This is a genomic window from Streptomyces sp. NPDC101194 (assembly GCF_044767885.1).
Lineage (GTDB): Bacteria > Actinomycetota > Actinomycetes > Streptomycetales > Streptomycetaceae > Streptomyces.
This window is the reverse complement of the sequence record NZ_JBIWOS010000002.1, coordinates 1,114,930-1,141,337: the sequence shown is the minus strand read 5'-3', so window position 1 is coordinate 1,141,337 and position 26,408 is coordinate 1,114,930. Positions and strand designations below refer to the sequence as shown.

The 26,408-nt window shown below is 70.1% G+C and carries 25 protein-coding genes and 2 tRNA genes; 13 read left to right on the top strand and 14 right to left on the bottom strand.

Features of this window, described 5'->3' with window-relative positions; all coding sequences use genetic code 11:
* Positions 1-181 precede the first annotated feature (181 nt).
* Together ACIRP2_RS11900 and ACIRP2_RS11895 are read right to left on the bottom strand one after the other, a co-directional pair.
* Complete coding sequence (locus ACIRP2_RS11900) at positions 182-895, bottom strand: alpha/beta family hydrolase (RefSeq protein ID WP_404248956.1); 714 nt, start codon at positions 893-895, stop codon at positions 182-184.
* Positions 896-915: 20 nt separating this feature from the next.
* The gene (locus tag ACIRP2_RS11895; RefSeq protein WP_404248954.1) at positions 916-1,731 is read right to left on the bottom strand and encodes an SOS response-associated peptidase; all 816 of its coding nucleotides are present in this window, start codon (positions 1,729-1,731) and stop codon (positions 916-918) included.
* Between the two features lie 65 nt (positions 1,732-1,796).
* Between ACIRP2_RS11895 and ACIRP2_RS11890 the strand changes: the two genes are divergently transcribed.
* The 4 genes from ACIRP2_RS11890 (at position 1,797) to ACIRP2_RS11875 (ending at position 5,388) form a co-directional block, all read left to right on the top strand.
* A complete protein-coding gene (locus ACIRP2_RS11890) occupies positions 1,797-2,510 on the top strand; it encodes a M50 family metallopeptidase (RefSeq protein WP_376220539.1) in 714 nt (237 codons plus the stop codon).
* 103 nt (positions 2,511-2,613) lie between these two features.
* Positions 2,614-3,954 carry a 3-phosphoshikimate 1-carboxyvinyltransferase gene (aroA, locus tag ACIRP2_RS11885; RefSeq protein ID WP_404248952.1) on the top strand — a complete coding sequence of 447 codons (1,341 nt, stop codon included), beginning with the start codon at positions 2,614-2,616 and terminating at the stop codon, positions 3,952-3,954.
* Between the two features lie 3 nt (positions 3,955-3,957).
* Positions 3,958-4,974, top strand: coding sequence for a ribosome small subunit-dependent GTPase A (rsgA, locus tag ACIRP2_RS11880; RefSeq protein WP_404248950.1), 1,017 nt, complete (start codon positions 3,958-3,960; stop codon positions 4,972-4,974).
* 90 nt (positions 4,975-5,064) lie between these two features.
* A complete protein-coding gene (locus ACIRP2_RS11875; RefSeq protein WP_404248948.1) occupies positions 5,065-5,388 on the top strand; it encodes a DMT family transporter in 324 nt (107 codons plus the stop codon).
* A 45-nt stretch (positions 5,389-5,433) separates the two neighbouring features.
* Here ACIRP2_RS11875 and ACIRP2_RS11870 read toward each other — a convergent pair whose 3' ends face one another.
* A complete protein-coding gene (locus ACIRP2_RS11870) occupies positions 5,434-6,039 on the bottom strand; it encodes a TetR/AcrR family transcriptional regulator (protein WP_404248946.1) in 606 nt (201 codons plus the stop codon).
* A 121-nt stretch (positions 6,040-6,160) separates the two neighbouring features.
* Here ACIRP2_RS11870 and hisN point away from each other — a divergent pair, with 121 nt between their 5' ends.
* Both hisN and ACIRP2_RS11860 read left to right on the top strand, forming a co-directional pair.
* Positions 6,161-6,961, top strand: a complete 801-nt coding sequence (hisN, locus tag ACIRP2_RS11865; protein WP_404248944.1) for a histidinol-phosphatase — start codon at positions 6,161-6,163, stop codon at positions 6,959-6,961.
* Positions 6,962-7,125: 164 nt separating this feature from the next.
* Positions 7,126-7,530, top strand: coding sequence for a cyclic nucleotide-binding/CBS domain-containing protein (locus tag ACIRP2_RS11860; RefSeq protein WP_404248942.1), 405 nt, complete (start codon positions 7,126-7,128; stop codon positions 7,528-7,530).
* A 232-nt stretch (positions 7,531-7,762) separates the two neighbouring features.
* Here ACIRP2_RS11860 and ACIRP2_RS11855 read toward each other — a convergent pair whose 3' ends face one another.
* Positions 7,763-9,232 carry a catalase gene (locus ACIRP2_RS11855; RefSeq protein ID WP_404248940.1) on the bottom strand — a complete coding sequence of 490 codons (1,470 nt, stop codon included), beginning with the start codon at positions 9,230-9,232 and terminating at the stop codon, positions 7,763-7,765.
* 143 nt (positions 9,233-9,375) lie between these two features.
* Between ACIRP2_RS11855 and ACIRP2_RS11850 the strand changes: the two genes are divergently transcribed.
* From ACIRP2_RS11850 to ACIRP2_RS11835, 4 genes are all read left to right on the top strand, one after another.
* Positions 9,376-9,795, top strand: coding sequence for a Fur family transcriptional regulator (locus tag ACIRP2_RS11850; protein WP_404248938.1), 420 nt, complete (start codon positions 9,376-9,378; stop codon positions 9,793-9,795).
* Between the two features lie 328 nt (positions 9,796-10,123).
* Positions 10,124-10,939, top strand: a complete 816-nt coding sequence (locus ACIRP2_RS11845; protein WP_404248936.1) for an ABC transporter ATP-binding protein — start codon at positions 10,124-10,126, stop codon at positions 10,937-10,939.
* A complete protein-coding gene (locus ACIRP2_RS11840) occupies positions 10,936-11,805 on the top strand; it encodes an ABC transporter permease (RefSeq protein WP_404248934.1) in 870 nt (289 codons plus the stop codon). Before ACIRP2_RS11845 ends, ACIRP2_RS11840 begins: the two co-directional genes overlap by 4 nt.
* A gap of 32 nt (positions 11,806-11,837) precedes the next feature.
* Entirely contained in the window at positions 11,838-12,980 is a 1,143-nt protein-coding gene (locus ACIRP2_RS11835; RefSeq protein ID WP_404248932.1) for an ABC transporter substrate-binding protein, read from the top strand.
* Between the two features lie 67 nt (positions 12,981-13,047).
* Here the strand turns inward: ACIRP2_RS11835 and ACIRP2_RS11830 are convergent.
* The 4 genes from ACIRP2_RS11830 to ACIRP2_RS11815 form a co-directional block, all read right to left on the bottom strand.
* A tRNA-Met gene (locus ACIRP2_RS11830) sits at positions 13,048-13,121 on the bottom strand.
* 104 nt (positions 13,122-13,225) lie between these two features.
* Positions 13,226-15,301, bottom strand: a complete 2,076-nt coding sequence (locus tag ACIRP2_RS11825; RefSeq protein WP_404248930.1) for a tetratricopeptide repeat protein — start codon at positions 15,299-15,301, stop codon at positions 13,226-13,228.
* Positions 15,302-15,514: 213 nt separating this feature from the next.
* A tRNA-Met gene (locus tag ACIRP2_RS11820) sits at positions 15,515-15,588 on the bottom strand.
* A gap of 52 nt (positions 15,589-15,640) precedes the next feature.
* Complete coding sequence (locus ACIRP2_RS11815) at positions 15,641-18,568, bottom strand: UPF0182 family protein (protein ID WP_404249473.1); 2,928 nt, start codon at positions 18,566-18,568, stop codon at positions 15,641-15,643.
* Between the two features lie 137 nt (positions 18,569-18,705).
* Here ACIRP2_RS11815 and ACIRP2_RS11810 point away from each other — a divergent pair, with 137 nt between their 5' ends.
* Complete coding sequence (locus ACIRP2_RS11810) at positions 18,706-19,266, top strand: PPA1309 family protein (RefSeq protein WP_404248928.1); 561 nt, start codon at positions 18,706-18,708, stop codon at positions 19,264-19,266.
* 27 nt (positions 19,267-19,293) lie between these two features.
* On the opposite strand, the gene ACIRP2_RS11805 is transcribed toward ACIRP2_RS11810, so the two are convergent.
* From ACIRP2_RS11805 to ACIRP2_RS11790, 4 genes are all read right to left on the bottom strand, one after another.
* A complete protein-coding gene (locus ACIRP2_RS11805; RefSeq protein WP_404248926.1) occupies positions 19,294-20,382 on the bottom strand; it encodes a PDZ domain-containing protein in 1,089 nt (362 codons plus the stop codon).
* Between the two features lie 143 nt (positions 20,383-20,525).
* Entirely contained in the window at positions 20,526-20,696 is a 171-nt protein-coding gene (locus ACIRP2_RS11800; RefSeq protein ID WP_404248924.1) for a hypothetical protein, read from the bottom strand.
* 128 nt (positions 20,697-20,824) lie between these two features.
* Positions 20,825-21,286, bottom strand: a complete 462-nt coding sequence (locus ACIRP2_RS11795; RefSeq protein WP_404248922.1) for a molybdenum cofactor biosynthesis protein MoaE — start codon at positions 21,284-21,286, stop codon at positions 20,825-20,827.
* Positions 21,287-21,548: 262 nt separating this feature from the next.
* Complete coding sequence (locus ACIRP2_RS11790) at positions 21,549-22,691, bottom strand: SDR family oxidoreductase (RefSeq protein WP_404248921.1); 1,143 nt, start codon at positions 22,689-22,691, stop codon at positions 21,549-21,551.
* A 192-nt stretch (positions 22,692-22,883) separates the two neighbouring features.
* Here ACIRP2_RS11790 and ACIRP2_RS11785 point away from each other — a divergent pair, with 192 nt between their 5' ends.
* Complete coding sequence (locus ACIRP2_RS11785; protein WP_404248919.1) at positions 22,884-24,335, top strand: zinc-dependent metalloprotease; 1,452 nt, start codon at positions 22,884-22,886, stop codon at positions 24,333-24,335.
* Complete coding sequence (locus ACIRP2_RS11780) at positions 24,332-24,880, top strand: NUDIX hydrolase (RefSeq protein WP_404248917.1); 549 nt, start codon at positions 24,332-24,334, stop codon at positions 24,878-24,880. Before ACIRP2_RS11785 ends, ACIRP2_RS11780 begins: the two co-directional genes overlap by 4 nt.
* A 71-nt stretch (positions 24,881-24,951) precedes the next feature.
* On the opposite strand, the gene ACIRP2_RS11775 is transcribed toward ACIRP2_RS11780, so the two are convergent.
* On the bottom strand, positions 24,952-25,707 hold the full coding sequence (locus ACIRP2_RS11775; protein WP_404248915.1) for an AIM24 family protein: 756 nt from the start codon (positions 25,705-25,707) through the stop codon (positions 24,952-24,954).
* 17 nt (positions 25,708-25,724) lie between these two features.
* Entirely contained in the window at positions 25,725-26,405 is a 681-nt protein-coding gene (locus ACIRP2_RS11770) for an AIM24 family protein (protein ID WP_404248913.1), read from the bottom strand.
* Between the last annotated feature and the right edge of the window lie 3 nt (positions 26,406-26,408).

Here is a 26,408-nt window from a genome sequence, read left to right as displayed (position 1 = left end):
CACCGGTATGTCCCGCGCTATCGGGCAAACACCTACCACGGGCCCCACCAACCGGCCGACTTTATCTAACACCCCCCCCCCCCCCCCCCCCCCCCCCCCGCGCCCCCCCCCCCCCGGGGGGGGGGGGGCCCCCCGGGGGGGGGGGGGCGCCCCCCCCCCCCCACCCCCGAAGGGACGCAAATCACACGAGGGCCGACAGCCACGCGGTCACGGCGGTGGTCAGGATCTCCATCGCCTGATCCTCGGTCAGGCCGGACTTCTTCGGTACGGCGAAGCCGTGGTCCCCGTACGGGACCTCGGCGATCTCGTACTCCCCCGGAGGAAATTCGGCGGGCCGCCCGAACGGGTCGTTCCCGCCCTGCACGACGAGCGTGGGTACGCCGGCCCCGAGGAGCTCGTCCGCGCGGGACTTCTCGGGTTTCCCCGGCGGGTGCAGGGGGAAGCTCAGCGCGAGGACGGCGTGGGCGCCGAGCTCCGTCGCCGTGCGGCACGCCACCCGGGCCCCGGCGCTGCGCCCGCCGGCGACGACGGGCAGCCCCGGGGCGGCGAGCGCGGGCCACAGGCCCCGCCATCCGGCGTCCAGGGTCTTCGGGGCGGGCGCGATCTTCTTGCCGGCGACCCTCCACGGCTGCTCCACCAGGGCGACGGCCACCCCGTGGGCAGGCAGCACGGCGGCCAGCGCCCGCAGGTCACGGGTCTCGATGCCGCCGCCCGCGCCATGGCCGACGGCGAGCACCAGGCGGGCGTTCCCCGGCCCCTCGGGCCCTTTCGGGCTTTTCGGGTTCTTCGGTCCCTGCGGGCTCTCCGCGGGCAGCCAGGTGATCCTGGCCGGCCCGGCGTCCGTGTCCACCGTCTCGGTGCTGCGGCCTGTCTCAGCGGTACTCACGTGCCCCATCCTGCCTGCTCGCAACCAGGTCAGAACAGCGTGCTCACCTCCGGCGCGGCCAGCTCCTCCACCAGCTCCGGACCGTTGTTGCGGACATTGCTGACGGCCGTGGCCACCGGATAGGCCCGCATCAGCCCGCCCGGCGGCGGCGCGAGCAGCGCCCGCAGCTCCTCGACGTCGGTGCACGACGGATCGAGCCAGGCGTCCCAGCGGTCCGGGGTCAGCATGAGCGGCATCCTGGGGTGGATGTCGGCGAGCGTGGCCGGCCCCTCGGCGGGGGCGACGGCGAGCGGAGTGGTCTCCGCGTCGGTCGTGATCACCGAGCAGGTCACCCACCAGGCCATCGGGTGGTCGTCCGGCAGGGTCCGGTCGCGCCAGAACTCGTACAGACCGGCCATCGCGAAGACCGACCCGTCGGCGGGTGTCACGAAGTAGGGCTGCTTGCGCGGACGCTTCTTCTTCCCCTTCTCCTCCAGCTGCCGCTCATCGGCGCCGGTGACCCACTCGTAGTAGCCGTCGGCGGGCAGGATGCAGCGCCGGGAGACGAAGGGGCGGCGGAAGGACGGTTTCTCGTGGACGGTCTCCGCGCGGGCGTTGATCATGCGTGCCGCTCCCTCGGGGGACTTCGCCCAGGACGGCACGAGTCCCCACTTCAGAGCACGCAACTGGCGAACCGGACGCTGATCGTCTGCGTCTTTCAATGGACGTTCCAGTACGGCGTAGACCTCCTTGGTCGGCGCCACGTTCCAATCGGGCACCAGGGTCTCCGCCGGTTCCCACTTCTCGACCCGGAAGAGTCCGGTCAGGTCCTCGGGCCGCCGACTCGCTGCATACCGTCCGCACATAAGTGCCAGACTGCCACGACCACCGCGCCGACAGGACGCCGATACCGCAAGGAGCCCCCCGCACCATGGACAGCACCGACCTGGGCAATCTGTGGGACCGCGTATTCGGCACCCAGCCCGCACCCGAGCAGTGGCTGGTGGTGGTGACCGGCACCCTCGCGCTGATCGCCGTCGTGCCGAACCTGATATGGCGGCTGACCCGCAACGCCATCACCATCGCGCACGAGGGCGGGCACGGGCTGATCGCGCTGTGCACCGGGCGGCAGCTGTCCGGCATCCGTCTGCACTCGGACACGAGCGGGCTGACCGTCAGCCGCGGCAGGCCGACCGGCATCGGAATGATCCTGACGGCGGCGGCCGGCTACACAGCCCCACCGCTGCTGGGCCTGGGCGGGGCGTGGCTGCTGGTCAGCGGCAGGATCACATTGCTGCTGTGGCTGGCCACCGCGCTGCTCGCGGTGATGCTGGTGATGATCCGCAACGTGTACGGCGCACTGGCGGTGATCTTCACGGGGTCGGCGTTCCTGCTGGTGTCCTGGCTGGCCTCGCCCGCCGTGCAGTCGCTGTTCGCGTACACCGTGGTCTGGTTCCTGCTGCTCGGCGGCGTACGCCCGGCCTTCGAGCTCCAGTCGAAGCGGCGGCACGGCGGGGCGCCGGACTCGGACGCGGACCAGTTGTCGCGGCTGACCGATGTACCGGCCGCGCTGTGGCTGTTCCTCTTCCACGCGGTGTCGCTCTGCTCGCTGATCGGCGGCGGGCGCTGGCTGCTCGGCATCTGAGGGCCGGTCCCGCACGGCACCGTGTACCACACATGCGTTACGCCCCCGTTTCGACTCATTTGATCGAGATTCCGGTTTGCGGTGAGCCACTAAAGTGAGGTCCATGACCGAACGTTCCGTGCACCCCGCCCTCTGGCCCGCCCCGCATGCGACCGGAGCCGTCGATGCGACCGTCACCGTGCCCGGATCGAAATCGGTCACCAATCGCGCGCTCGTCCTCGCCTCTCTCGCCGCCGAGCCCGGCTGGCTGCGTCGCCCGCTGCGCTCCCGCGACACCCTGCTGATGGCCGAGGCACTGCGCGCGATGGGCGTCGGCATCGAGGAGACGGTGTCGTCCAGCTCCTCCGTCGCGGACGCCCCGGACGCCGCCGGTGAGGCCTGGCGGATCATCCCGGCCGGGCTGCACGGCCCCACCACGATCGACGTCGGCAACGCCGGTACGGTCATGCGCTTCCTGCCGCCGGTCGCGGCGCTGGCCGACGGCCCGATCCACTTCGACGGCGACCCCCGTTCGTACGAACGCCCGCTGAACGGCGTGATCGACGCGCTGCGGGTGCTGGGCGCCCGGATCGACGACGACGGGCGCGGCGCGCTGCCCATGACCGTGCACGGCAGCGGCGCCCTGGACGGCGGCGCGGTGGAGATCGACGCCTCCTCGTCCTCGCAGTTCGTCTCGGCGCTCCTGCTGTCGGCGCCGCGCTACAACCAGGGGGTGGAGGTGCGTCACACCGGCGCCCGGCTCCCCTCCATGCCGCACATCCGGATGACCGTCGACATGCTCCGGGCCGTCGGCGCCCAGGTCGACGAGCCGGAGACGGGCGGTGAGCCGAACGTCTGGCGGGTCTCGCCCTCCGCCCTGCTCGGCCGTGATCTCACCATCGAGCCCGACCTCTCGAACGCCCAGCCGTTCCTCGCCGCCGCGCTGGTCACCGGCGGCCGGGTCACCATCCCCGACTGGCCCGAGCACACCACCCAGCCGGGCGACGCGCTGCGGGAGATCTTCACCGCGATGGGCGGCAGCTGCGAGCTGACCGAGCACGGGCTCACCTTCACCGGTTCGGGCCGTGTCCACGGCATCGACGTCGACCTCGGCGAGGTCGGCGAGCTCACCCCGGGCATCGCGGCCGTCGCCGCCCTCGCGGACGGCCCGTCCACCCTGAGCGGCGTCGCCCATCTGCGGCTGCACGAGACGGACCGGCTCGCCGCGCTCACCAAGGAGATCAACGAGCTCGGCGGCGACGTCACCGAGACCGCCGACGGGCTGCACATCCGGCCCAGGCCGCTGCACGGCGGTACCTTCCATACGTATGACGACCACCGGATGGCCACCGCGGGGTCGATCATCGGCCTTGCCGTCCCCGGAGTGGAGATCGAGAACGTGGCGACCACCGCCAAGACCCTGCCGGACTTCCCGCAGATGTGGACCGGAATGCTCGGGGTCTGAGACATGCGCCGCTACGGCAAGAACCCCGACGAGGACGACATCCGGTTCCGCCCCAACCCGAAGGGCAACCGGCCCCGTACCCATACCCGCCCCAAGCACGAGGACGCCGAGGACGGCATGGTCCTCACCGTCGACCGGGGCCGTCTCACCTGTCTCGTGGACGGCCGTACGGTCATGGCGATGAAGGCCCGTGAGCTGGGCCGGAAGGCCGCCGTGGTGGGCGACACCGTCTCCATCGTCGGCGATCTGTCCGGCGACAAGGACACTCTCGCCCGCATCGTCCGCATCGGTGAGCGCCGCTCCGTGCTCCGCCGTACCGCGGACGACGACGATCCGTACGAGCGGGTCGTCGTCGCCAACGCCGACCAGCTGGCGATCGTCACCGCGCTGGCCGATCCGGAACCCCGGCCGCGGATGATCGACCGCTGTCTGGTCGCCGCGTACGACGGTGGGCTCTCCCCGCTCCTCGTGCTCACCAAGTCGGACCTCGCCTCCCCGGACAAACTGCTGGAGGCGTACACCCCGCTGGGCGTCCCCTTCATCGTCACCAGCCGCGAGGAACTGGAGAACGGCGACGCGGCCGAGCGGGTCCGCGAGCAGCTGAACGACCGGGTCACCGCCTTCGTCGGCCATTCCGGTGTGGGGAAGACGACGCTGGTCAACGCCCTCGTGCCGAAGGACCGGCGGCGTACCACCGGCGTCGTCAACGCGGTCACCGGGCGGGGCAGGCACACCACCACATCGGCACTGGCACTCCCCCTGCCCGACTACCGCGGCTGGGTGATCGACACCCCGGGTGTGCGCTCCTTCGGGCTCAATCACATCGATCCGTCCCGGGTGATCCACGCGTTCCCCGACCTGGAGCCCGGCACCGAGGAGTGCCCGCGCGGCTGCACCCACGACGGCAATCAGCCGGAGTGCGCCCTGGACGCCTGGGTGGCCGACGGCCACGCCGATCCGGCGCGACTGGATTCGCTGCGGCGGCTGCTCTCCACACGGGAGCGGCGCGAGGGCGACTGACCGGGACACGTTTGCGATCCGCCGTCGCCGGTAAGTGCATAATCACACCCGGCGAGGCAAGGCGGTCACCGAAGTGGGAGGGCACTGACGATGGCGTGGCTGCTGGTCGTGGTCGCGGGGCTGCTGGAGACCGGCTTCGCCGTCTGTCTGAAGCTCTCGCACGGATTCACCCGGCTCTGGCCGACCATCGCGTTCTGCGTCTTCGCCCTCGGCAGCTTCGGCCTGCTGACGCTGTCGCTGAAGAAGCTCGACGTCGGACCCGCCTACGCCGTGTGGACCGGCATCGGCGCGGCGGGCACCGCGATCTACGGCATGGTCTTCCTCGACGACCTGGTCTCCGCCCTCAAGCTGATCTCGATCACCCTGGTGATCCTCGGCGTGATCGGTCTGCAGCTCTCCGGCTCGTCGCACTGACCCCCGGCGGGCTCACGCCGTGACAAGCGGCGGCGGGCCCGGTCCTCATCCGGCCGACCGTCCCTCCACGACCGTGCGCACCAGCGGTGCGCCCTCGCCCGGGGAAGCCGGCACCAGCGCGTAGCTCAGTGCGAGCCGCAGCACGATCTCGCAGGTCGCGGCCAGTGGCTCCGGGTCGTGCGACGGCCGGCTCGCGGCGAGGGCGGCCACCATGCGGTCCCTGACCTGGCCGAGCAGTTCGGCGGGCGTCGGCGTTCCGGCGTCGGCCCACCGCTGGGCGGGAACCGCCGACGAGGTCGGCGCGGCCGGGCGTACGGGACGGGGTAATCGCTCACCCCAGCAGCCCGTGAGCAGCCCTCGGACGAGGGCGTTCGTCCGTACGGCACGAACGGTCCAGGCGGCGGTGGCGGCCGGGCCGTCCCTCGGGTCGCCGACCGATCGCAGCGCCCGGTCGACGCCTGCCAGGTAGCCGTCCGCGGCACCTCGGACCAGGGCACGGGCCAGGCCGTCCTTGCCGCCGAACTCGTTGTAGAGGGTCTGCCGGGAGACCCCGGCGGCCGACGCGACATCGACCATGCGCACCGCCGACCAGGGCAGCGTGGCCAGCGCCGAGAGTGCGGCGTCCAGCAATGCGTCTCGCGCCGTGGGCATCGTCGCCTCCCGCGCCATGGGGCCTGCGTTCCAGAGTTGACGCGCCGCCGGGGACTGTCAATGGTCCGGGCCGCCGCGGACCCCTGTGGCTCTGTTCACCTGCGGTCGATACTGTGACGGCATGCCCGACTACCACGATGATCTGCGCCTTGCCCATGTGCTGGCGGATGCCGCCGACGCTGCGACGATGGACCGGTTCAAGGCTCTGGACCTCAAGGTCGAGACCAAGCCGGACATGACGCCGGTGAGTGAGGCCGACAAGGCCGCCGAGGAGCTGATCCGCGGCCACCTCCATCGGGCACGTCCGCGCGACGCGATTCTGGGCGAGGAGTTCGGGATCGAGGGCACCGGCCCGCGGCGCTGGGTCGTCGACCCGATCGACGGCACCAAGAACTACGTCCGGGGCGTGCCGGTCTGGGCGACGCTGATCTCCCTGATGGAAGCGGGTGAGGACGGCTTCCAGCCGGTGGTCGGCGTGGTGTCCGCCCCTGCCCTGAACCGGCGCTGGTGGGCGGCGAAGGGCGCGGGCGCGTTCTCCGGCCGCAGTCTGACCTCGGCGACCCGGCTGCAGGTGTCGAAGGTGGAGCGGATCTCGGACGCCTCGTTCGCGTACGCGTCGCTGAGCGGCTGGGAGGAGCAGGGCCGCCTCGACGGGTTCCTGGATCTGACCAGGGCCTGCTGGCGCACTCGTGGCTACGGGGACTTCTGGCCGTACATGATGGTCGCCGAGGGATCGGTCGACATCTGCGCGGAGCCCGAGCTCTCGCTCTGGGACATGACCGCGAACGCGATCATCGTCCAGGAGGCCGGCGGGAGGTTCACCAGCCTGGACGGGGTCTCCGGCCCCGGCGGCGGCAACGCGGCGGCCTCGAACGGACTGCTCCACCACGAACTGCTGGGCTATCTGAACCAGCGCTACTGATCGGGATCGCGCCCCCGAGGGGCGTCACGCACCACCGCACGCCCCTCGGACGCTCCCGCCGCCCCTTGTTCCGGTTCCGCATCGGTGCAACTCTGAGAGTCCCCCCGCTTGTGAACTTGTGAACCGACTCACATGGTCGCTTCACGAAGGAGGTGGCTCCCTTCATGCTCGTCCGTGACGCCATGAGCACGCTGATCCTCACCATCGGACCGACCCATACGCTCCGCCAGGCCGCCCGGCTGATGTCGGTCCGCCGCGTCGGGGCCGCGGTCGTCCTCGACCGGGACACCAGCGGACTCGGCATTCTCACCGAGCGCGACATCCTCGACGCGGTCGGCTCCGGCAAGAACCCCGATGTCGAGACGGCCTCCACCCACACCACCACCGATGTGGTCTTCGCCGCGCCCACCTGGACCCTGGAAGAGGCCGCGGAGGCCATGACGCACGGCGGATTCCGCCATCTGATCGTGCTGGACGACCACGGACCCGTCGGCATCGTCTCGGTCCGCGACATCCTGCGCTGCTGGGCGCCCATCAGGCGCCGCCACCACGCGGAACTCGTCGGCTGAGCCCAAGGGCTGTCCCGTAGTCCCCGGCGCGCGCGACGACGGCCACGGCACCTCGCCGCGTTGCCGGAACATCCGCATGCATCCAGTGTGCGAACGCCCCTGTGCCTTGCGATGCACCGCATCCGACGCCGCGCGCCGGTCCACGACGGATTTGGGGACAGCCCTTGGAACGACCGGCGGGCCGGCCCCCTCCGAAGAGGGAGCCGGCCCGCCGTCGACGACAGGCGTCGGTTCAGCCGCGCAGGGCCTGGACCGCGGCCTCCAGACGCTTGCCGAAGTCGCCGTCCGCCTGGCGGAAGTTGTTGATCGCGCGCTCGGCGATGTCGTCGCGCGACACCTTGGCGATGAACCCGGCGAGGTTGTCGATCAGCCGGACCTTCTCGTCCTCGGAGAAGAGCCGGTAGAGGTTTCCGGCCTGCACGAAGTCGTTGTCCTCGGCGTGGCTCGGGGCCTCGTGCGTGCCGATCTCGCCCGTGACCGGGGTGGCCTCCCACAGCGGCCGGTCCGTCTGGGCCGGGCCGCCGAAGCTGTTCGGCTCGTAGTTCTTCGCACCCTTGTGACGACCGTCGTACAGGTAGCCGTCACGGCTGTTGGTACGCGCCTCGGTGGCGTGCGGGCGGTTGACCGGCAGGTGGTCGGCGTTGATGCCGACGCGGTAGCGGTGGGCGTCGCCGTACGCGAAGAGTCGCCCCTGGAGCATCTTGTCGGGGGACGGTCCGATGCCCGGCACGAAGTGCGCGGGGCTGAAGATCGACTGCTCGACCTCGGCGAAGATGTTCTCCGGGTTGCGGTTGAGCTCCAGCTTCCCGATCTCGATCGGCGGGTAGTCCTCGTGCGGCCACACCTTGGTGAGGTCGAACGGGTTGAAGCGGTACGTGGCCGCCTCGGCCGCCGGCATGATCTGGACCTGCACCGTCCAGGACGGGAAGTCACCGCGCTCGATCGCCTCGCGCAGATCACGCTGGTGGCTGTCGGGGTCCTCACCGGCGAGCTTGTTGGCCTCGTCCTGGGTGAGGTTCTTGATGCCCTGGTCGGTCTTGAAGTGGTACTTGACCCAGAAGACCTCGCCGGCCTCGTTGCTCCACTGGTACGTGTGCGAGCCGTACCCGTTCATGTGACGCAGGGTGGCCGGGATGCCGCGGTCACCGAAGAGCCAGGTCACCTGGTGGGTGGACTCGGGCGACAGACCCCAGAAGTCCCAGACGTTGTCCGCCTCCTGCGAGCCGGTGTACGGGTCGCGCTTCTGGGTGTGGATGAAGTCCGGGAACTTGATGGCGTCCTTGATGAAGAACACCGGGGTGTTGTTGCCGACGAGGTCGTAGTTGCCCTCTTCGGTGTAGAACTTCAGCGCGAAGCCTCGGGGGTCGCGCACCGCGTCGGCCGAACCGAGGTTGCCCGCGACGGTCGAGAAGCGGAGGAACGTCTCGGTCTGCTTGCCGACCTCGGAGAGGAACTTCGCCCGCGTCCACTGGGAGACGTCACGCGTGAGCGTGAACGTGCCGTACGCACCGGCGCCGCGAGCGTGCACGATGCGCTCCGGGATGCGCTCGCGGTTGAAGTGCGCGAGCTTCTCCAGCAGCGACTGGTCCTGCACCAGGACCGGCCCGCCGACGCCCGCGGTCTGGCTGTTCTGGTTGTCGGCGACCGGCGCGCCGGCCTCCGTGGTGAGCGGTCCCTGCGTCACGTGCGCCTCCTGCGTCATTCCTGCACATTCGTCATGTCCTGCACAGCCTGTCCCTTGGCTTATGCCGGTCTCGATCCTACAATGGACATTGTCCAAGTCAAGTGAACATCCAAAGTCACACCTGTTCGGGACCTGGTCCCCTCACTGTTAGGGTTGTTCTTATGAGTGACCTGTTGGAACGACTTCGCGGACGCGGCTGGCGCATGACTGCGCAGCGGCGCGTCGTGGCCGAGGTCCTCGACGGGGACCATGTGCACCTGACGGCCGACGAGGTCCACGCCCGGGCCGTCACCAAGCTGCCCGAGATCTCCCGCGCCACCGTCTACAACACCTTGGGTGAGATGGTGACGCTCGGCGAGGTCATCGAGGTCTCCACGGACCGCCGGGCCAAGCGTTACGACCCGAACGCACACCGCCCCCATCACCACCTCGTCTGCGCGAACTGTGGCATCATCCGCGACGTGCACCCGGCGGGCGACCCGCTGGCGGACCTGCCGAGCGACGAGCGGTTCGGATTCACGGTCTCCGGTGTCGAGGTCACCTACCGCGGCATCTGCCCGAACTGCGCCTCGACGAGCTGAGTTCCTCCACGAAGGGCCCCGGTGCGAGCATCCTGCCCACCGGGGCCCTTCGCATGCCTGCCGGAGGTGCGAACCACGCGCCCGCCGGCCGACCGGCGGAGCGCACGCACCGGTCGCCGCAAAGACGCCGGGCCGCCCGGACCGCCCAGGCCGCCCCACCCGCGAGCCGAGGGCGGAACGGACACCGGGCGGCCCCGTCACACCGCCGCACCCTCAACCTCACCACGCGCGCACCCCCTTCCCTGATCTGACGGGTCGTCATATCGTCGGCGGCGATCACGTCCGCCCCGGGGCGGATCCGCACCTCGATACGCGCGAGGAGAGACCCGTGGGAGTTCCGCACCCGACCACACCCACACCCACTGCCCCAGCCACCAGTCCCAAACTCCACGCCGACGCGCTCACCCGTTCGTTCGGACGCGGGGCCAAGGCCCTTCCCGCCCTCGGCCCGGTCGATCTCTCCGTCGCACCGGGCGAGTTCACCTGCATCGTCGGTCCGTCCGGCTGCGGCAAGTCCACGCTGCTACGGATCGCCGCCGGACTGCTCCGCCCCAGCTCGGGCGAGCTCTCCATCCGTACGGCCTCGTCCCGCCCGGCGGCGATGATCTTCCAGGACTACGGGATCTACGACTGGAAGACCGTACTCGCCAATGTCCGCTTCGGCCTCGACATCCAGCGCGTACCGCGCAAGGAGGCCGACGCCAGGGCTCGCGACTGGCTGGCCCGGATGGGGCTCTCGGACTTCGCGGGAGCGTATCCGGCCGCTCTCTCCGGCGGGATGCGGCAACGGGTCGCCATCGCCCGCGCTCTCGCCGTCGAACCCGAGATGCTGCTGATGGACGAGCCGTTCGCGGCGCTGGACGCCCAACTGCGCACGATCCTCCAGGACGAGCTGCTCGATCTCACCCAGACCACCCGCACCACCACCCTCTTCATCACCCACAGCCTCGAAGAGGCGATCGTGCTCGGGGACAGGGTGCTGGTGATGTCCGCGAGACCGGGACGGATCATCGCCGAGCGCCGTCCGCCGTTCGCCCGGCCTCGCACCGGCGAGGTCCGGTCGGCACCCGAGTTCACCGCGTTGAAGAGCGAGTTGTGGGAGCTGCTGCGCGGCGAGGTGCGCAGGGAGGTGGTCCCGGCATGAGCGCCACCGTCCACACCACGCAACCCGCCGAGGGTGTACTGGTCCGCAGGCCCGGCCCGCAGGAACTGCGTCCGGTACGCACCCATCGCAGGCGGCGCGCCCTGGAACTCTCGCTCGCCGTCGCCGTACCACTGGTGCTCGTACTGCTCTGGCAACTGGCCGCCGAGCGGTCCTGGATCGACGACCGGGTCTACCCCGCCCCCTCCACCATCCTGGCGGACGGCTGGGACCGGGCGGGTGCCGGTGAGCTGTGGCCGGATGTGTGGGCCACGCTCAAGCGGGTCCTCGGCGGCTACGCGATCGGCACCGTCGCGGGATACGCGCTCGGCCTGCTGATGGGCTCGCTCTCCCTCGTACGGGCCGCGCTGGAGCCGTTGCTCGACGCCCTGTACGTCGTACCGAAGCTGGCCCTGCTGCCGGTCTTCCTCAACATGTTCGGGCTCGGCGAGGGGCCGCAGATCGCCCTGGTCGCGGCGACCGTCTTCTTCTTCGTCTGGATCTCCACCATGGCGGCCGTGCTCGCCGTCCCGACCGGCCACCGGGACGCCGGTCAGGTCTTCGGAGCCTCGCCCTGGCAGATGTTCCGCCATGTGCTGCTGCCCGCGTCGCTGCCCGCCGTCCTGGTCGGGGCGCGGATCGCCGCGGGAGTCGCCGTGCTGGTCATCGTCGCCTCCGAGCAGATCGCGGCGGCCGACGGGCTCGGGCACCTGATCTTCGACTCCCGAGCGCTGTTCCAGAACGACGTGATGTTCGTCGGCATCGTGTGTGTCGCGGTCCTGGGCGTCGTCTTCTCCGAAGTGGTACGCGTCGCCGGACGGTTGCTCACACCGTGGGCCCCGCGCGACCGCGGCCGCGGCCGGTCCTGACCGGCTCCCCTCGTTCCCCGTACGGAGGCACTGTGCGTACACGTACCGCTTTCACCTGCACCGTCGTACTCGTCACCGCATCCCTGCTCGGCGTGGCGGGCTGCGCCGGGAACGACTCCGGCGGCGACGGCGCCGCTGCCGCGCCGCGCACCGTCAAGCCCGTCGCGGGCTGCGGCGCGGGCGGCTGGACCGACCCGGCCGGCCTCGCCCCCGACCGGAAACCGGCCCGCTGCGACAAGGGCGCGCCGGGCCCCCGCCCCCTGGCGAAGAAACGGAAGCTCACCGTCGCCACCGGCACCCTGAGCGCGGAGTACGTCGCTCCGCTCCAGGTCGCGGTGGCGAAGGGCGAGTTCGCGAAGGAGGGACTGGACGTCGAACTGAAGGTGCTGCCCACCCCGGACGCCCTGCCACTGCTCGCCAGGGGCGATGTGGACGCCCAGTGGGCGGCACCCGAGGCGGCCGTGATGAACGGCATCAGAGGCGGCTTCGACATCAAGTGGGTGGCGGGGAACTTCTCCCCCGACCCCACCTCCAAGAGCGGCCTGTGGGTGCGGCTCAAGAACGGCGAGAGCGCCGATCACGTCGAGATGGCGGGCCGGAAGATGGGCACGATGATCGGCAAGGGCTCGGTCATCGCGTACCCGATGGACACCTCGCTGAAGAAGCACGGCGGCGGCCTCGACAGGATCAGCTTCCAGCAGCTCGGTTCCGCGGACGTGCTGACCGCGCTGCAGAACGGCGGCGTGGACTCGGCCTGGCTGCTCGACCCGGTCTGGCGCAAGGTGGACGGCGACCGGAAGTACGCATTCCTCGGCGGCCAGCCGCTCGGCGAACCGCTCGGCGGTCTGCTCTTCGGCCCGACACTGCTGAAGAAGGACCCGGACGCGGGCGTCGCCTTCCTCCGGGCCTACATCCGGACGGTGAACACCTACTTCGCCGGCGACTACAAGGCCGACCCCGCGTTCGTCGCCGAGCTGGCGAGGCTGCTGAAGACCGACGAGGCCACACTGCGGGCGACGCCGTCGATGCGGATGGACTGGGAAATACGCGCGGGCACGACGGGCCGGTTGCAGAAGGCGTACGCGGACGCAGGGGTCTTCAAGGGTGCTGCGGTGCCGGAAGCAGAGGCTGTCGACCGGGCGATGTACTCGGAGGCGGTGGGTCACAGACTCTGAGCGCGGGTCGGGACGGACGATGCACGGAAGGCCGGATCCTTCAAAGGATCCGGCCTTCCGTCTTCAGTAGCGGGGACAGGATTTGAACCTGCGACCTCTGGGTTATGAGCCCAGCGAGCTACCGAGCTGCTCCACCCCGCGTCGTTGTGTTCCCCACCGTACGTCACCGCTCCGGACCAGCGCAAATCGGTTCCGGAGCCCGACGCGCGGGCGCCGGGATCCACTGCCACAACGCCCCGCCCCGCCTACGCGGTGAGTTCCTGGTGCAGCGCCTCCCGCAGCCGGGCGGCCCGCTCGGCAACCTCCGCCGGACCCAGCTCGACCGCCCGCGCGCACCAGCGCTGCCCCTCGGTGAGCTCGCCGCGGCGGGCGGCCAGCAGGGCGAGGCGCAGGGCGGCCCGTCCGTGCCCGTCGTTCGCGGCGCGGCTCCACCACAGCGCGGCCTCCCGCTCACTGCCCTCACGGGCGAGCAGCAGCCCGAGGTTGAAGGCACCGTTGCGGCTGCCCGCCTCGGCGGCCTCGCGGTACCAGCGGGCCGCGCTGTCCACGTCGCCGCGGGCCGCCGCGAGCATCCCGACGCGCACCTGGGCACGGCGGTGCCCCTGCTCGGCGGCCCGCTCGTACCACTCCTCGCACTCGGTCTTCTCCGGCATCGGCTCGCCGAGCGCCGGAGGGCCGGGCGGAGGCTGCCGCGAGTCCAGCACCCCGGCCAGCCGGAAGGCGGCCTCCGCGCTGCCGCCGCCCGCCGCGCAGCGCAGATGACGCTCGGCCTCCTGCTCCTCGCCGTGGTGCAGCAGGGCCATGCCGACCTGGAGCGCGGCTTCGGTGTGGCCCGCGGCCGCGGCGCGCTCGTACCAGACCAGTGCCGTACGGTCCTCGTCCCGCCCGGCGTACAGGATGCCGAGGTTGAAGGCCGCGTCGACGCTGCCCGCCTCGGCGGCCTTGGAGAACCAGGGCTCGGCGCCGGTCGCGTCGCCCGCCTGGAGCAGGAGTACGGCGAGCGCGTTGGCGGCCTCGCGGTGACCCGCGTACGCGGCACGGCGGTACCACTGCTCGGCCTGCGGCGTACGGTCCTGCGCCGCACAGAGCAGCCCCAGGTTGTAGGCGCCGTTGACGTCGCCCGCGTCCATGGCGGCGCGGTACCAGCGCTCGGCGGTCTGCTGCTCACCGCGGGCGGCATGCAGGGCACCCAGGGCGTTGGCCGCGTTCCCGTCCCCGTCCTGGGCGGCACGCAGCCACCACACGGCGGCGCTCTCCTCGTCACCGGCGTCGCGCAGCAGGAATCCGAGCGCGCAGGCGGCCCGCGCCTCCCCGGCCTTCGCGGAGATCAGGTACCAGCGGCCGGCCTCCTTGGGTTCGCCGCGCTGTTCGAGGATGGCGCCGAGGTGCAGGGCGGCCCGCCGGTGGCCGCGCGCGGCGGCCTGCCGGTACCACTGCTCGGCCTCACCCACGCGCCCGGTCGCCGGACCCGCCACAGGGCCGTCGTCCTTGCGCGCCCCGGACCGGCCGACCGCACCCGGGCGCTCGGCGCCCTCGCCGGGGCCGGGGCTGAGCCCCGGGCGGCCGAAGGCGTCGTGCGGGTCGTCGGCCGCGTTGCGGTCCAGCATGCGCGCGAGGCGGTAGGCGGCCTCGCGGTGCCCCTGTTCGGCGGCGGCACGCAGCCACCGCTCGGCGCCGACGTCGCTGCGGTGTTCCAGCAGATCCGCGAGGGCGTAGGCGCCCAGCGCGTGTCCCTGTTCGGCGGACTGCCGCAGCCAGTACTCGGCACCGGGCTCGTCGCCGCGCTCCCGGTAGTGGCGACCGAGGGCGTGCGCGGCGGCGGCGGAACCGGCGACGGCCGCGATACGCCACCAGCCGGCCGCGTCATCGGTGTACCCGCGCTGGTGGAGGAGGACGCCCAGGTTGTTGGCCGCGGCCCGGTCGCCGTCGGCGGTGGCTCCGCGCAGATACGGCTCGGCCCCGTCCAGATCGCCGCGGCGCAGCAGCAGGGCGCCGAGGACACTCATCGACGTGGTGTCCCCCGCGTCGGCCGCGCGACGGTGGCGCTCCTCGCTCTCGGCGCTCTCCGGGCTCTCGGAAGTCTCCTGGACCCCGAGGCCCTCCCCGGCCCCGGCGCTCTCCGTGCTTTCTGTGCTCTCGACGGTCGCGGCACACCCCGCAGTCTCGGTCGTCCCGATGATCCCAGTGTTCTCGGCGGTCTCGCTGCTCTCCCCGGCGGCAATATCAAAAGCCTCATTCGTCACGCTATCCGGCCGATGAACGCGACGTTGCACAAACCGCCCTGTCTCCAACAGAGTTGCCCTGTCCCCCATAAATACCATCGTCGCACCACCTGCAACCCGCGTACAGCTCGTATACCGCGGCCAGTGAGGTCACTTCAGCGTTTTGTCGACATGCCCACAGAGAGATAAGTCAAACACGCCCGGGCCCAACTCGTGCCCCGCGAACCGCCCTTCACGCACTCCGCACAAGAAAGTCGCGAGAACATGACGAAGGCCCGGATCCTCGAAAGGATCCGGGCCTTCGTCTTTCAGTAGCGGGGACAGGATTTGAACCTGCGACCTCTGGGTTATGAGCCCAGCGAGCTACCGAGCTGCTCCACCCCGCGTCGTTGTGGTGAAACCGTACCACGACGCGGGGGTGAGCCTTTACCGAGTCACTCAGCCATCACCGGTTCCGGACGACTTATCCGTATTGCCGGACTTGCCCGTATCGCTCGTGGAGCCCGACTTGGGCTGGGCGGCCGCCGCACGCTGCAGCGCGTCCTGCAGATCCGCCTGGGCCTTGCCGTAGGCGGCCCAGTCCTGCTTCTTCAGGGCTGCCTCGCCTTCCGCGTAGGCCTTCTGCGCGTCCGCGATCGCCTTCTTCAGCGCCGCGTCACCGGTGGCCGGTGGCTGCGTGGTGCCCGGTGGCCGGGTGGTCTCCGCGGGTGGCTCGGTGGTGCCCGGACCCGTCACGCCGAAGACCGAGTTGAGCGCCTCCCCGAGACTGTTCTCGAAGACGGTCTTCGACCCGTACGAGGCGGCGACCTTGCGCAGCAGCGGATAGTTCTGCGTGCCACCGCGCGTGTACACCGGTTCGATGTAGAGGAAGCCCCCTTCGAGCGGCACGGTCAGCAGGTTGCCGTACTCGATGTCGGAGTCGGTCCCCTTGAGGTTTCTCACGAACTCGGCCACGTCGTCGTTGCCGTTGAGCTCACTCTGTACCTGGCCGGGACCCTTCACCGTGGTGGTGACTCTCAACAGCCTTATCGTGCCGTAGTCCTTGCTCGCCGCGTCCGCGTCCACCGCCATGAACGCGCCGAGGTCGGGCCGTCCCTTCGGGGTGAACGTCGTGGTCAACGAGAACTTCTGGGCCGGCTGGTCCGGCATCTTTATGCTCAGGTAGTACGGCGGGACGGCGCCGGACTCCTTCTGGGTCGGGTCGTCCGGGACCTGCCACGCGTCACTGCCGCTGTAGAACTGGGCGGGGTTCGTGACGTGGTAGCGGGTGAGCAGCTCGCGCTGCACCTTGAACAGGTCCTGCGGGTACCGCAGGTGGTCCATGAGCTGCTGCGGAATGTCCGCCCTGGGCTGCACGGTCCCCGGGAACGCCTTGCGCCAGGTCTTGAGGACCGGGTCCTTGGTGTCCCACTCGTAGAGCTTGACCGTGCCGTCGTACGCGTCGACGGTGGCCTTCACCGAGTTGCGGATGTAGTTGACCTGGTTCTGCTGGGCGACGACCGCACGCTGGTTGGTGGTCAGCGAGTCGGCCGTGGTGTCGCCCAGCGTCGTACGCGAGGCGTACGGGTAGCCGTTGGTGGTGGTGTACGCGTCGACGACCCACTGGATGCGGTGGTTCACCACGGCCGGGTAGGCATCGCCGTCGATGGTCAGCCAAGGGGCGACCGCCTCGACGCGCTCCTTGGGCGTGCGGTTGTAGAGGATCCGGGAGCCGTCGCCGATGGCCCCCGAGTAGAGGATCTGCGGCTCGCTGAACGCGACCGCGTAGGCGGCGCGGTTGAAGGCATTGGAGAGACTGACCCCGCTGTTGCCCTGATAGCTGGTGGTCTTCTCGCCGTCCTCCTCGTAGTCGAGCTCCTTCTGGGGCCCACCGACGATGGAGTACTGCTCGGTCTTCTCGCCGTAGTAGATCTGCTGCTCGTACGTGCCCAGGTCACCCGTGGTGGGCAGACCGGCCTCGGTGAAGTCCGGGGAACCCTTCGGGTTCTTGCCGGTCGTCGTGCCCCGGGCCGCGATGGCCCCGTAGCCGTGGGTGTAGGTGAAGTGGTCGTTGATCCAGTTGCGCTTGGGGATGCCGTCGAGGTTGAGCTCACGCAGACCGATGACCGTGTCCTGGTCCTTGCCGGCGGCGTCCTTGTAGCGGTCCACGTCCAGCGTCTTGGGGAACTGGTAGTAGTTCCTCTTCTGCTGGAGCTGCTGGAAGGCCGGAGAGACGACGTTGGGGTCCATCACCCGGTAACTGGCGGCGTCGTCCGCGCTCGCGCGCAGCTTGGCGTCGTCGTTCGTCGTGCTCTTGCCCGAGTAGTCGTGCACCTGCGCGTTGTCGATGTCGTACGCGTCACGCGTCGCTTCGATGTTCTTCCGGATGAACGGGGCTTCCTTGGCCTGCTCGTTCGGCTGGACCTGGAACTTCTGCACGATGGCCGGGTACAGCCCACCGATCAGGATCGCCGAGAGCACCATCAGGCCGAAGCCGATCATCGGAAGCTGCCAGGTGCGGCGCCAGAGCGTCGCGAAGAAGAGCACGGCGCAGATCGCGGCGATGCAGAACAGAATGGTCTTCGCCGGAAGGTAGGCGTTGGCGTCGACGTACCGCAGGCCCGTCCAGTTGTCCGTGGCCTTGAAGTCGCTGGACTTCACGGCCAGACCGTAGCGGTCCAGCCAGTACGCCACGGCCTTCAGCGAGACGAAGACACCGAGCAGCACCGACAGATGGCCGGTGGCCGCGCCGGTGGCCCGCGCGCCGGGGCTGGTGATGCGGAGTCCGCCGTACAGGTAGTGGGTCAGCGCGGCGGCGATCAGCGAGAGCACCGTTGCCGCGAAGCCGAAGCCCAGCAGGAAGCGGTACCAGGGCAGGTCGAACGCGTAGAAGGAGACGTCCAGGTGGAACTGGGGGTCCTTCTGGTGGAACGCCACGCCGTTCACATACATCAGCCAGGTACGCCACTGGCCGGAGGCGGATGCCCCGGCGATCAGTCCGACGAGCGCGGTGATCGCGAGCAGCACCCACTTCTTGTACGGGGCGAGACTCATCCGGTAGCGGTCCAGGCTCTGCTGTTCCAGCGACATCGCGCTCAGCGGCGGCCGGAGCCGGTACGCGAGCCAGATGTTCAGACCGACGGCGATCGCCATCAGCAGTCCGAAGACGAGAAACAGCCCGATCTTGGTCCACAGAGTGGTGGTGAAGACGGACGAATACGCGACCGACCGGTACCAGAGCCAGTCCGTCCAGAACCCGGCGAACATGACGAACGCCATGGCGAGAACCGCCAGGACGCCCAGTGTCATGAGCAGGGTACGGGCGCGCCGGGACGGGCGGCCGACTCTGATCCGTGGCCCGGTCGGGCCTCCGCCGCGGTCCGGCATCTGGAAAGCCAACGTGCGCACCTCGAAGTTCGCGGGTCGTGTGGAGCGGGCCCAGCGATCGTAGAGCCCACCTATGCAACTTACTGAGGCTTTACCTAGTTCCCGTTCCCGGGGCAGAAGGAGGCAGGATATTGGCCATGCCCAACGTTTCCCCCTCAGGCCCCCCGATGGCCGCGAGCCCTCTCACCGTCGCCGTCCTCGAAATCGACGAGTACATCTCCGGCCTCGGCTGGGACCAGCCGGCCCGGCTCTTCGCTCTCGTCGACACCGCCAGGCTGCGCGCCCAGGAGCCCGGCCTCGCCGCCCAGCTCGGTCTCGACAACGCAGACTCCCCGACCGCCTCACTCACCCCCATCGAGCAGGAGGAGCTGCCGCCGGGCACCGCCCTGGACGAGTTCCTCGCCACGATCGCCTGGCCCGACGCGGTGATCGGGTGCGCGATGACGGTGGAGCGGCTGATGCTGCCGCCGTCCGCCGAGGCCTCCGTACCGGAGGGTCTCAGCGACGCCCAGCTGACGAAGTGGGTCGCCAAGCACCCGGAACGCCAGGAGGTGCGGATGACCGTGGCCGTCCTCCGGGACGGTACGCGCGAGGCGGCCGTACGGCTCCGCGAGAAGGACTCCCCGAGCGAGGTGCGGACGGGCGCCGGTCTGGTGCCCGGCCTGGCCGACGCACTGGCCGCGACCTTCGAGGCCTGACTCCCGCCGCACCCCCGAGAGACGCGGTCAGCCTGCCGAGCAGCTCGGCAGGTCGGCCGTGTCCCCCGCCCGGATCTTCTCCAGCGACTTCTTCGCGTCGTCGATCGTCCCGACCTTCACCAGCTTCAGTCCGCTCGGGGTGTCGGAGGCGGCGGCCTTGCAGTTCTCGTCCGGCGTCAGGAAGTAGCGGGCGCCCGCGTTGCGCGCGCCGACCAGCTTCATGTTGATGCCGCCGATCGGGCCGACCTTGCCCTTGTCGTCGATCGTGCCGGTGCCCGCGATGAACTTGCCGCCCGTGAGGTCGGTGGGCGTCAGCTTGTCGATGATGCCCAGGGAGAACATCAGCCCGGCGCTCGGACCGCCGACATCGGCGAGCTTGATGTCGATCCGGAACGGGAACGTGTGGTCCGTCCCGGCCTGGATACCGACGATCGCCCGGTTCTCCTTGGGCGCCTTCGCGGTGGTGATGACGATCTTCCGGGTGCCCTCCGGCTCCTTGCCGGCCTTCTCCGCCGCCCTCGCCGTCTTCGCCGGGATGATCGTGAACGTGACCTCCTCGCCGGGCTTGTGGCGGGTGACGAGCTTCGCGACGTCCTCGGGCTGCTTGACCGCCGTACCGTCGACCTGCTTGATCACGTCGCCGGCGTGCAGCTTGCCCTGGGCCGGACTGCCCTTGATGACCGTGGAGACCACGACGCGCGACGGCACCTTGATCCCCATCTCGTTCAGAGCCGCGACCTTGGCGCTCTCCTGGGACTGGCTGAACTCCTCGGCGTTCTCCTGCGTCGACTGCTGCTCGGTCTTGCCGTCGGGGTAGAGGGTGTCGTGCGGTACGACGACGCTGTCGTGGGCCAGCCAGCCGTAGACGGCCTCGACGAGATTCATCCGGTAGTCGGCCCCGGTGACCCTGACCGTCGTCATATTGAGATTGCCGGACGTCGGATACGTCTTGTGCCCGGAAATCTGCAGGACGGGTTCACCGTCGACCTTGCCGAGGGTGTTCACGGTCGGCCCGGGAGACATCTCCGAATACGGCACTTTGATCAGCACGCCTGCGCAGAGCAGCGCGATGAGGATCAGGGTGGAGGCGAGCATCGTCGCGGTGCGGCGTGGCATGGAACGACAGTACGGGAAGGGCACGTAAGTGCACCGTCGGGGCCCGTCCACGCGAGGCGGGAAGAGGGATCGGAGCCGTACCGAAGGGCGTCTGCGATCAGCAGCGCGTTGCGGATTGGCGACTGCGTACGTTCGGAGGAGGGTCAGACAACATCGGAACCGGAGTGCGACTTCTCCATCGCCTTGCGGAACCGGGCATACCCGGCGAGTTCTGAAACATCACCGGCCGTGCGATTACGGGCCGCCCAGCTTCCCCATATCGCGGCACCGAGCGCGGCGAAAAGCGGAATCAGCAGCCAGACGAGTGCCGCCATGACGACCTCCCTACCCCGTGAGCGACCGCAACTGCCCGATCAGCAGATTAACCATCTACAGCATCAACGCTCACGGCAGGGGGGCTGTTACGCAAATCGGGGCGGATGACCACCCGATCGGCTTGCACTCAGCAGGCTCCGACCCACTCCTCGGTGCCGTCCGAGAAACGCTGGTGCTTCCAGATCGGCACCTCGTGCTTGAGATCGTCGATGAGCTTGCGGCACGCCTCGAACGCCTCCGCGCGGTGCGGGCAGGAGACGGCGACGACCACGGCGAGATCGCCCACTTGGAGGTCACCCACTCGGTGGACGGCGGCCAGCGCCCGGACCGGGAATTCCGCTGCCACCTTCTCGGCCACCCGGCGCATCTCGTCCTGCGCCGAGGGATGGCAGGAGTAGCCGAGCGCGCCGACGTCCTGACCGCCGTCGTGATTGCGCACCGTACCGACGAAGAGCGCGGTACCACCCGCGGCGTCGTCCCCGACGGCCCGGAAGATCTCGTCGACCGACAACGGTGTGTCGCGGATCGCCAGCAGCCGGATGGGGTCGATCGCCGCCTGCTCGCCGGGGTGGTCGTGGGTGGGAGCCATGGGGCCCATGGTGCCGTACCTCACCGACATCACGGAATAGCGTTTTCCACCGGCGGACCGCCCCTGACCTTGGAGCCTTCTACAGACGCCCCGGGCTCCTGCCGGGGCCGTCCCTGGTGTCCGGCGGGCGCACGGCGACGACCTCGGCAGCTCGCCGGCCCGTCGGGCCGTCCGGCGACGCCCGGCAGGAGGACGCTCCTCCGCTTTGCGTCGCACGGCATCCGGCTCCGCGGGCCGATCCCTCGGGGATCGAGGGACGGCCTCAGATGCGGCGGCGGGCCTTGCGGGCGCGGCGGACCAGAGCGGCGGTGCCGAGCAGCGCCACGGTCGCCCCGGCGGCACCCGCCGCTGTGGCGTCCTTGCGGCCGAGACGACGCCCGGCGACCGTGTGCCGGCCCTCGACCTCCTCGAGGAGCGCGGCGAGCACCTCCTCGTTGGTCCAGCTCGGGCGCCAGCCCACGTCGTGCAGCCGGCTCACGCTCACCACCCAGGGGTGCATGGTGTACGCCAGATCACCCGCCGGGGACGGAGTGAGGCCGATCCTGTGCAGCCGGGCCGCGGCGCCGAGGGCCACGGCGGAGGGAAGCTCCATCCGGCGGACGCCGCTGAGCTCCTCGACCTCCTCCTGCTCCAGCCAGCCGTCGCAGCCGACCGCGAACTCGCCGTCGATCTTCTCCAGCGCCGCGTACTCCAGGGCCGTGACCAGGTCGTCGACGTGGCAGAACTGCCAGGTGGGCCGAGATCCGGCGACGACCAGGAGACGTGGCGACTCGAAGTAGCGGGTCAGCGCGGTGTCCGTGCCGCCGACCAGGACGGTCGGCCGGACCACGGTCACGTTGAGTCCCGGGTGGGCACGGGGTGCGCGGCGGCCGAGCCGCTCGATCTCCAGGAGGTCGCCCACGCCCGTGGCCTCGGCCGTGGCGCGCAGCTCGGCGTCCTCGGCGAGCGGGATGTCGTTGTCCGGCAGTGCCCCGTAGACCATCGCCGAGGTGCACAGCACGACCCGGTGGACGCCCACGGCCGCGGCGGCCGTCAGCACGGTCTGGGTGCCGCGAACGTTGTAGGCGGTACGGGCCGCGGGGTCGGTCTCCAGGTCGAGATCGAGCGCCAGATGCACCACGACATCTGCGCCACGCAGCTTCTCCGCGATCGCGGGGTCCCGGACGTCGAGGATGTGCCAGGTCGCCTCGGAGACGCCTCTGCGGCGTTCATCGATGGCGATGACCTGCTTGATCTCCTCGGAGGCCGCGAGGCGGGCCGTGAGCAGTTCACCGACGCCGCCCGCGGCACCGGTGACCGCGACGACGGGGCCACGGTTCCTGGAGCGGCTTTTTGCGGGCTTGTCCGCGGTCGAGGGGTCGGACAGGTTTCGCGCTGCGCGAACCTGAGGATCTGGGGAACTCACCGGGCGTCTCCAGCGGTTGTCTTCAGTACGTACCCGAATGACGCGTGCGTACCAGGTGGCGTCCATCCTGCCGCAGGCCGGGAGCCGGCGGAGCACTGAGGCCCCGAGCGGACTTTTGGTGTCTACGCTGGATGGTGATGTCGGGCAGTCGCCGTCGGTTCGAGCCGGCGGCCCTACGAGCCGAGGAAACCCGTGAGTGACACCCCATTCGGATTCGGCCTTCCGCCGGAGGAGCCGGAGAACGGCGACGAGGGCAAGAAGAAGGACCCCACCGGAGGTGGGCAGGGTTCGGGCGGGTCGGCGAACCCGTTCGGCTTCGGTCCGGGCGCGGGCGCGGACAACCCGTTCGCGGCGATGTTCGGCACGATGAACCCCAACGACCTGGGGGCGGCCTTCCAGCAGCTCGGCCAGATGCTGAGCTACGAGGGCGGTCCCGTGAACTGGGACATGGCCAAGCAGATCGCTCGCCAGACGGTCTCGCAGGGCACGCCGGACGGCACCAAGGACGCGAGCGTGGGCCCGTCGGAGCGGTCCGCGGTCGACGAGGCGCTGCGGCTGGCCGACCTCTGGCTGGACGGCGTGACGTCGCTGCCCTCCGGTTCGGTCTCCACCGTGGCGTGGAGTCGCGCGGAATGGGTCGAGGCGTCCCTCCCCGCCTGGCAGAAGCTGGTCGACCCGGTCGCCGAGCGCGTCGGTCTGGCCATGGGCGATGTGCTGCCCGAGGAGATGCAGGCGATGGCTGGCCCGCTGATCGGCATGATGCGGTCGATGGGCGGCGCGATGTTCGGCCAGCAGATCGGGCAGGCCGTCGGTGTGCTCGCGGGCGAGGTGGTCGGTTCGACCGACATCGGGCTGCCGCTGGGCCCGGCGGGCAAGGCCGCGCTCCTTCCGTTGAACGTCGAGAGGTTCGGCAAGGACCTCAGCGTGCCGCAGGAGGAGGTGCGGCTGTATCTCGCCCTGCGCGAGGCCGCCCACCAGCGGCTCTTCGCTCATGTTCCGTGGCTGCGCTCCCATCTGTTCGGCGCCGTCGAGGGATACGCCCGCGGCATCAAGGTCGACACGAGCAAGCTGGAGGACGTGGTCGGCCAGTTCGACCCGTCGCAGCCCGAGCAGCTGCAGGACGCCCTCCAGCAGGGCATGTTCCAGCCGGAGGACACACCGGAGCAGAAGGCCGCCCTGGCCAGGCTGGAGACGGCGCTCGCACTGGTCGAGGGCTGGGTCGACGCCGTGGTGCACGAGGCCGCGAAGTCCCGTCTGACCTCGGCGGACGCGCTGCGCGAGACCATGCGCAGGCGCCGCGCCTCCGGTGGGCCGGCCGAGCAGACGTTCGCCACGCTCATCGGCCTTCAGCTGCGTCCGCGGCGGCTGCGCGACGCCTCGCGTCTGTGGGCGTCGCTCACGGACGCCCGTGGTCTCGACGGGCGTGACGCCCTGTGGGAGCACCCCGACATGCTGCCGACCGCTCAGGATCTGGACGATCCGGACGGGTTTGTCCACCACGAGCAGCTGGACTTCTCCGAGCTGGACAAGATGCTCGGCGAGGCCGCGAAGGGTCCGCAGCAGCCCGGGGCCGGCACGGACGAACCCGGCTCCGAGGGAACCGACGGCCACGGGAGCGACGGCAAGGGCGACAGCGGCCGGTGAGCCTGTACGACGACGCCGTTCTCGTTCTGAAGGGGTACGAGAACCCGCTGGATGCGGCCCAGGAGGAACTGCGTCAGGTCTATCTGGACCATCTGGCGGAGCATCCCGACGGCATGTGGAAGGCCTGCGGAGCCGGGCATCTGACGGCCAGCGCACTGGTCGTCGACCTGGAGCGCGGGCGCGTGCTGCTCACCCTGCACCGCAAACTGCGGATGTGGCTGCAGATGGGCGGCCACTGTGAACGACAGGACAACACGCTGGCCGCCGCGGCGCTGCGCGAGGCCACCGAGGAGTCCGGCATCAGCGGCCTGACCCTGCTGGCGGGCGGCCCGGTGACACTGGACCGCCATCGGATCCCCGCGCCCTGCCACTGGCATCTGGACGTGCAGTACGCGGCGCTGGCACCGGCGGGTGCGACGGAGCAGATCAGCGACGAGTCGTTGGACCTGCGCTGGTTCGCGTACGACGAGGTCGCATCGGTGGCCGACACCTCGGTCGTACAACTGATGACGCGGGCCCGCGCCGCGCTGGAGCAGCGCCGGTAGCGGCGAGATGCGGTAGGGGCGAGATGCGGTCTCCGTGGAGACCGCCCCTCGCCCCTACCTGTGCGTCGCGGTCAGTTCCAGGCGTTGTTCTGGTTCTGGCCGTGGGCGCCCTGCTGGCCCATCCCGTACTGCGCACGGATTCCCTGGCCGATCTGGGCGTTCTGCGGGGGCAGCACCTCGCTCGGCTGGACCAGGGCGAAGCCCTGGCCGAGGAAACTGAGCTCCCAGCCCTCGCCGGTGTTTCCGCGCCGCCGCCAGACACCCGAGGAGTGCGTCTGGGCCTGCATCTGTACCCGCAGGGAGCTGGACCAGGCAACGATCGCGTCGGCGTCGGCGTTGACGTACTTGTCCGGCGTGACCTGCATCATCAGCGGCTGACCGGAGGTCATCAGGGCGACCTTGCCGGTCCCGGAGATGTTGAGCTGGTACTTGCCGGTGCCGGCGATGCCGTACTGGCTGTCCACCGCGATGACCTCGTGATGCAGCCCCGAGTCCAGTGCGAGCACATAGGCGCTGTCGACGGTCAGCCCGTCGTGGTCGACATCCACCACGTGCACGTACTGCGCGAGATTGGCGAGGAAGACGGTGCCCTGGCCGGAGCACCGCATGAGATCGAGGCCTTCACCGGTGTGGGCACGGGAGTGGCTCTGCCCCCGCGACTGGTACTCCCCGTCGAACTCGACCAGTCCCTGGTACGCGACCATGCTGCCCTTGCGGGCCAGGATGTCGTCGTGACCGCTCAGCGTCACCCGGAGCATCTGCGCGTTCTGCAGGACGTAGCGGTCCGCGGACTGCTGTTCGGTGTGGTGGAAAAGCGGACTCTGCATGGTGTCTTCTCGCTCCCTCAGCCCCGGGCCCGCAGGCGGTCGGTGCTGTCCTCGCTCGGCTGTACGACGACGATGCCCTGACCGGAGAAGGCCATCTGATAGGCCTCGCCGCTGCCGCGGCCGATCAAGGAGGCCGCCTTGAAGCTGCGCTTGCCCTTCACCTTGAGGTTCGGGGACCAGGCCACCAGCGCGTCGGGGTCGACATACGTCTCGTCCTCACCGCTCCCGCAGTTGACGACGACAGGGGTTCCGCGCGAGGTCAGGGCGACCCAGCCGGTGCCCGAGAGGGACACGTTCCACAAGCCCTGGCCGGCGAACTTGGCCATCCCTTTGACGCGCTCCACGCCCCACTGGAGCTGGGCGTCGAAGGCGAGGACGTTGGTGCCGTTGACCGACAGCGCCTCGTTGTCGAGGTGGACGACCACGACATGGGCACCGTAGTCGGCCAGGTACAGCAGTCCGTCCCCGCTGCACTTCATGAGCGGGGCACCCTCACCGGTGATCCAGTCACGGGCGATCTGGCGTACGGCAGGCGGATTCGGTTCGTACTGGATGAATCCCTCGTACGCGACCATCGAGCCCACCCGGGCGAGGAGGTCCTGCCCCGTGGCCATGGCCACCTTCAGCATGGCGCTGCCGTGATTCTCCATACGGGCTGTGACCGGTGCGGGGGCGTACCCCGCGAGCTGCTGGTTCATTCC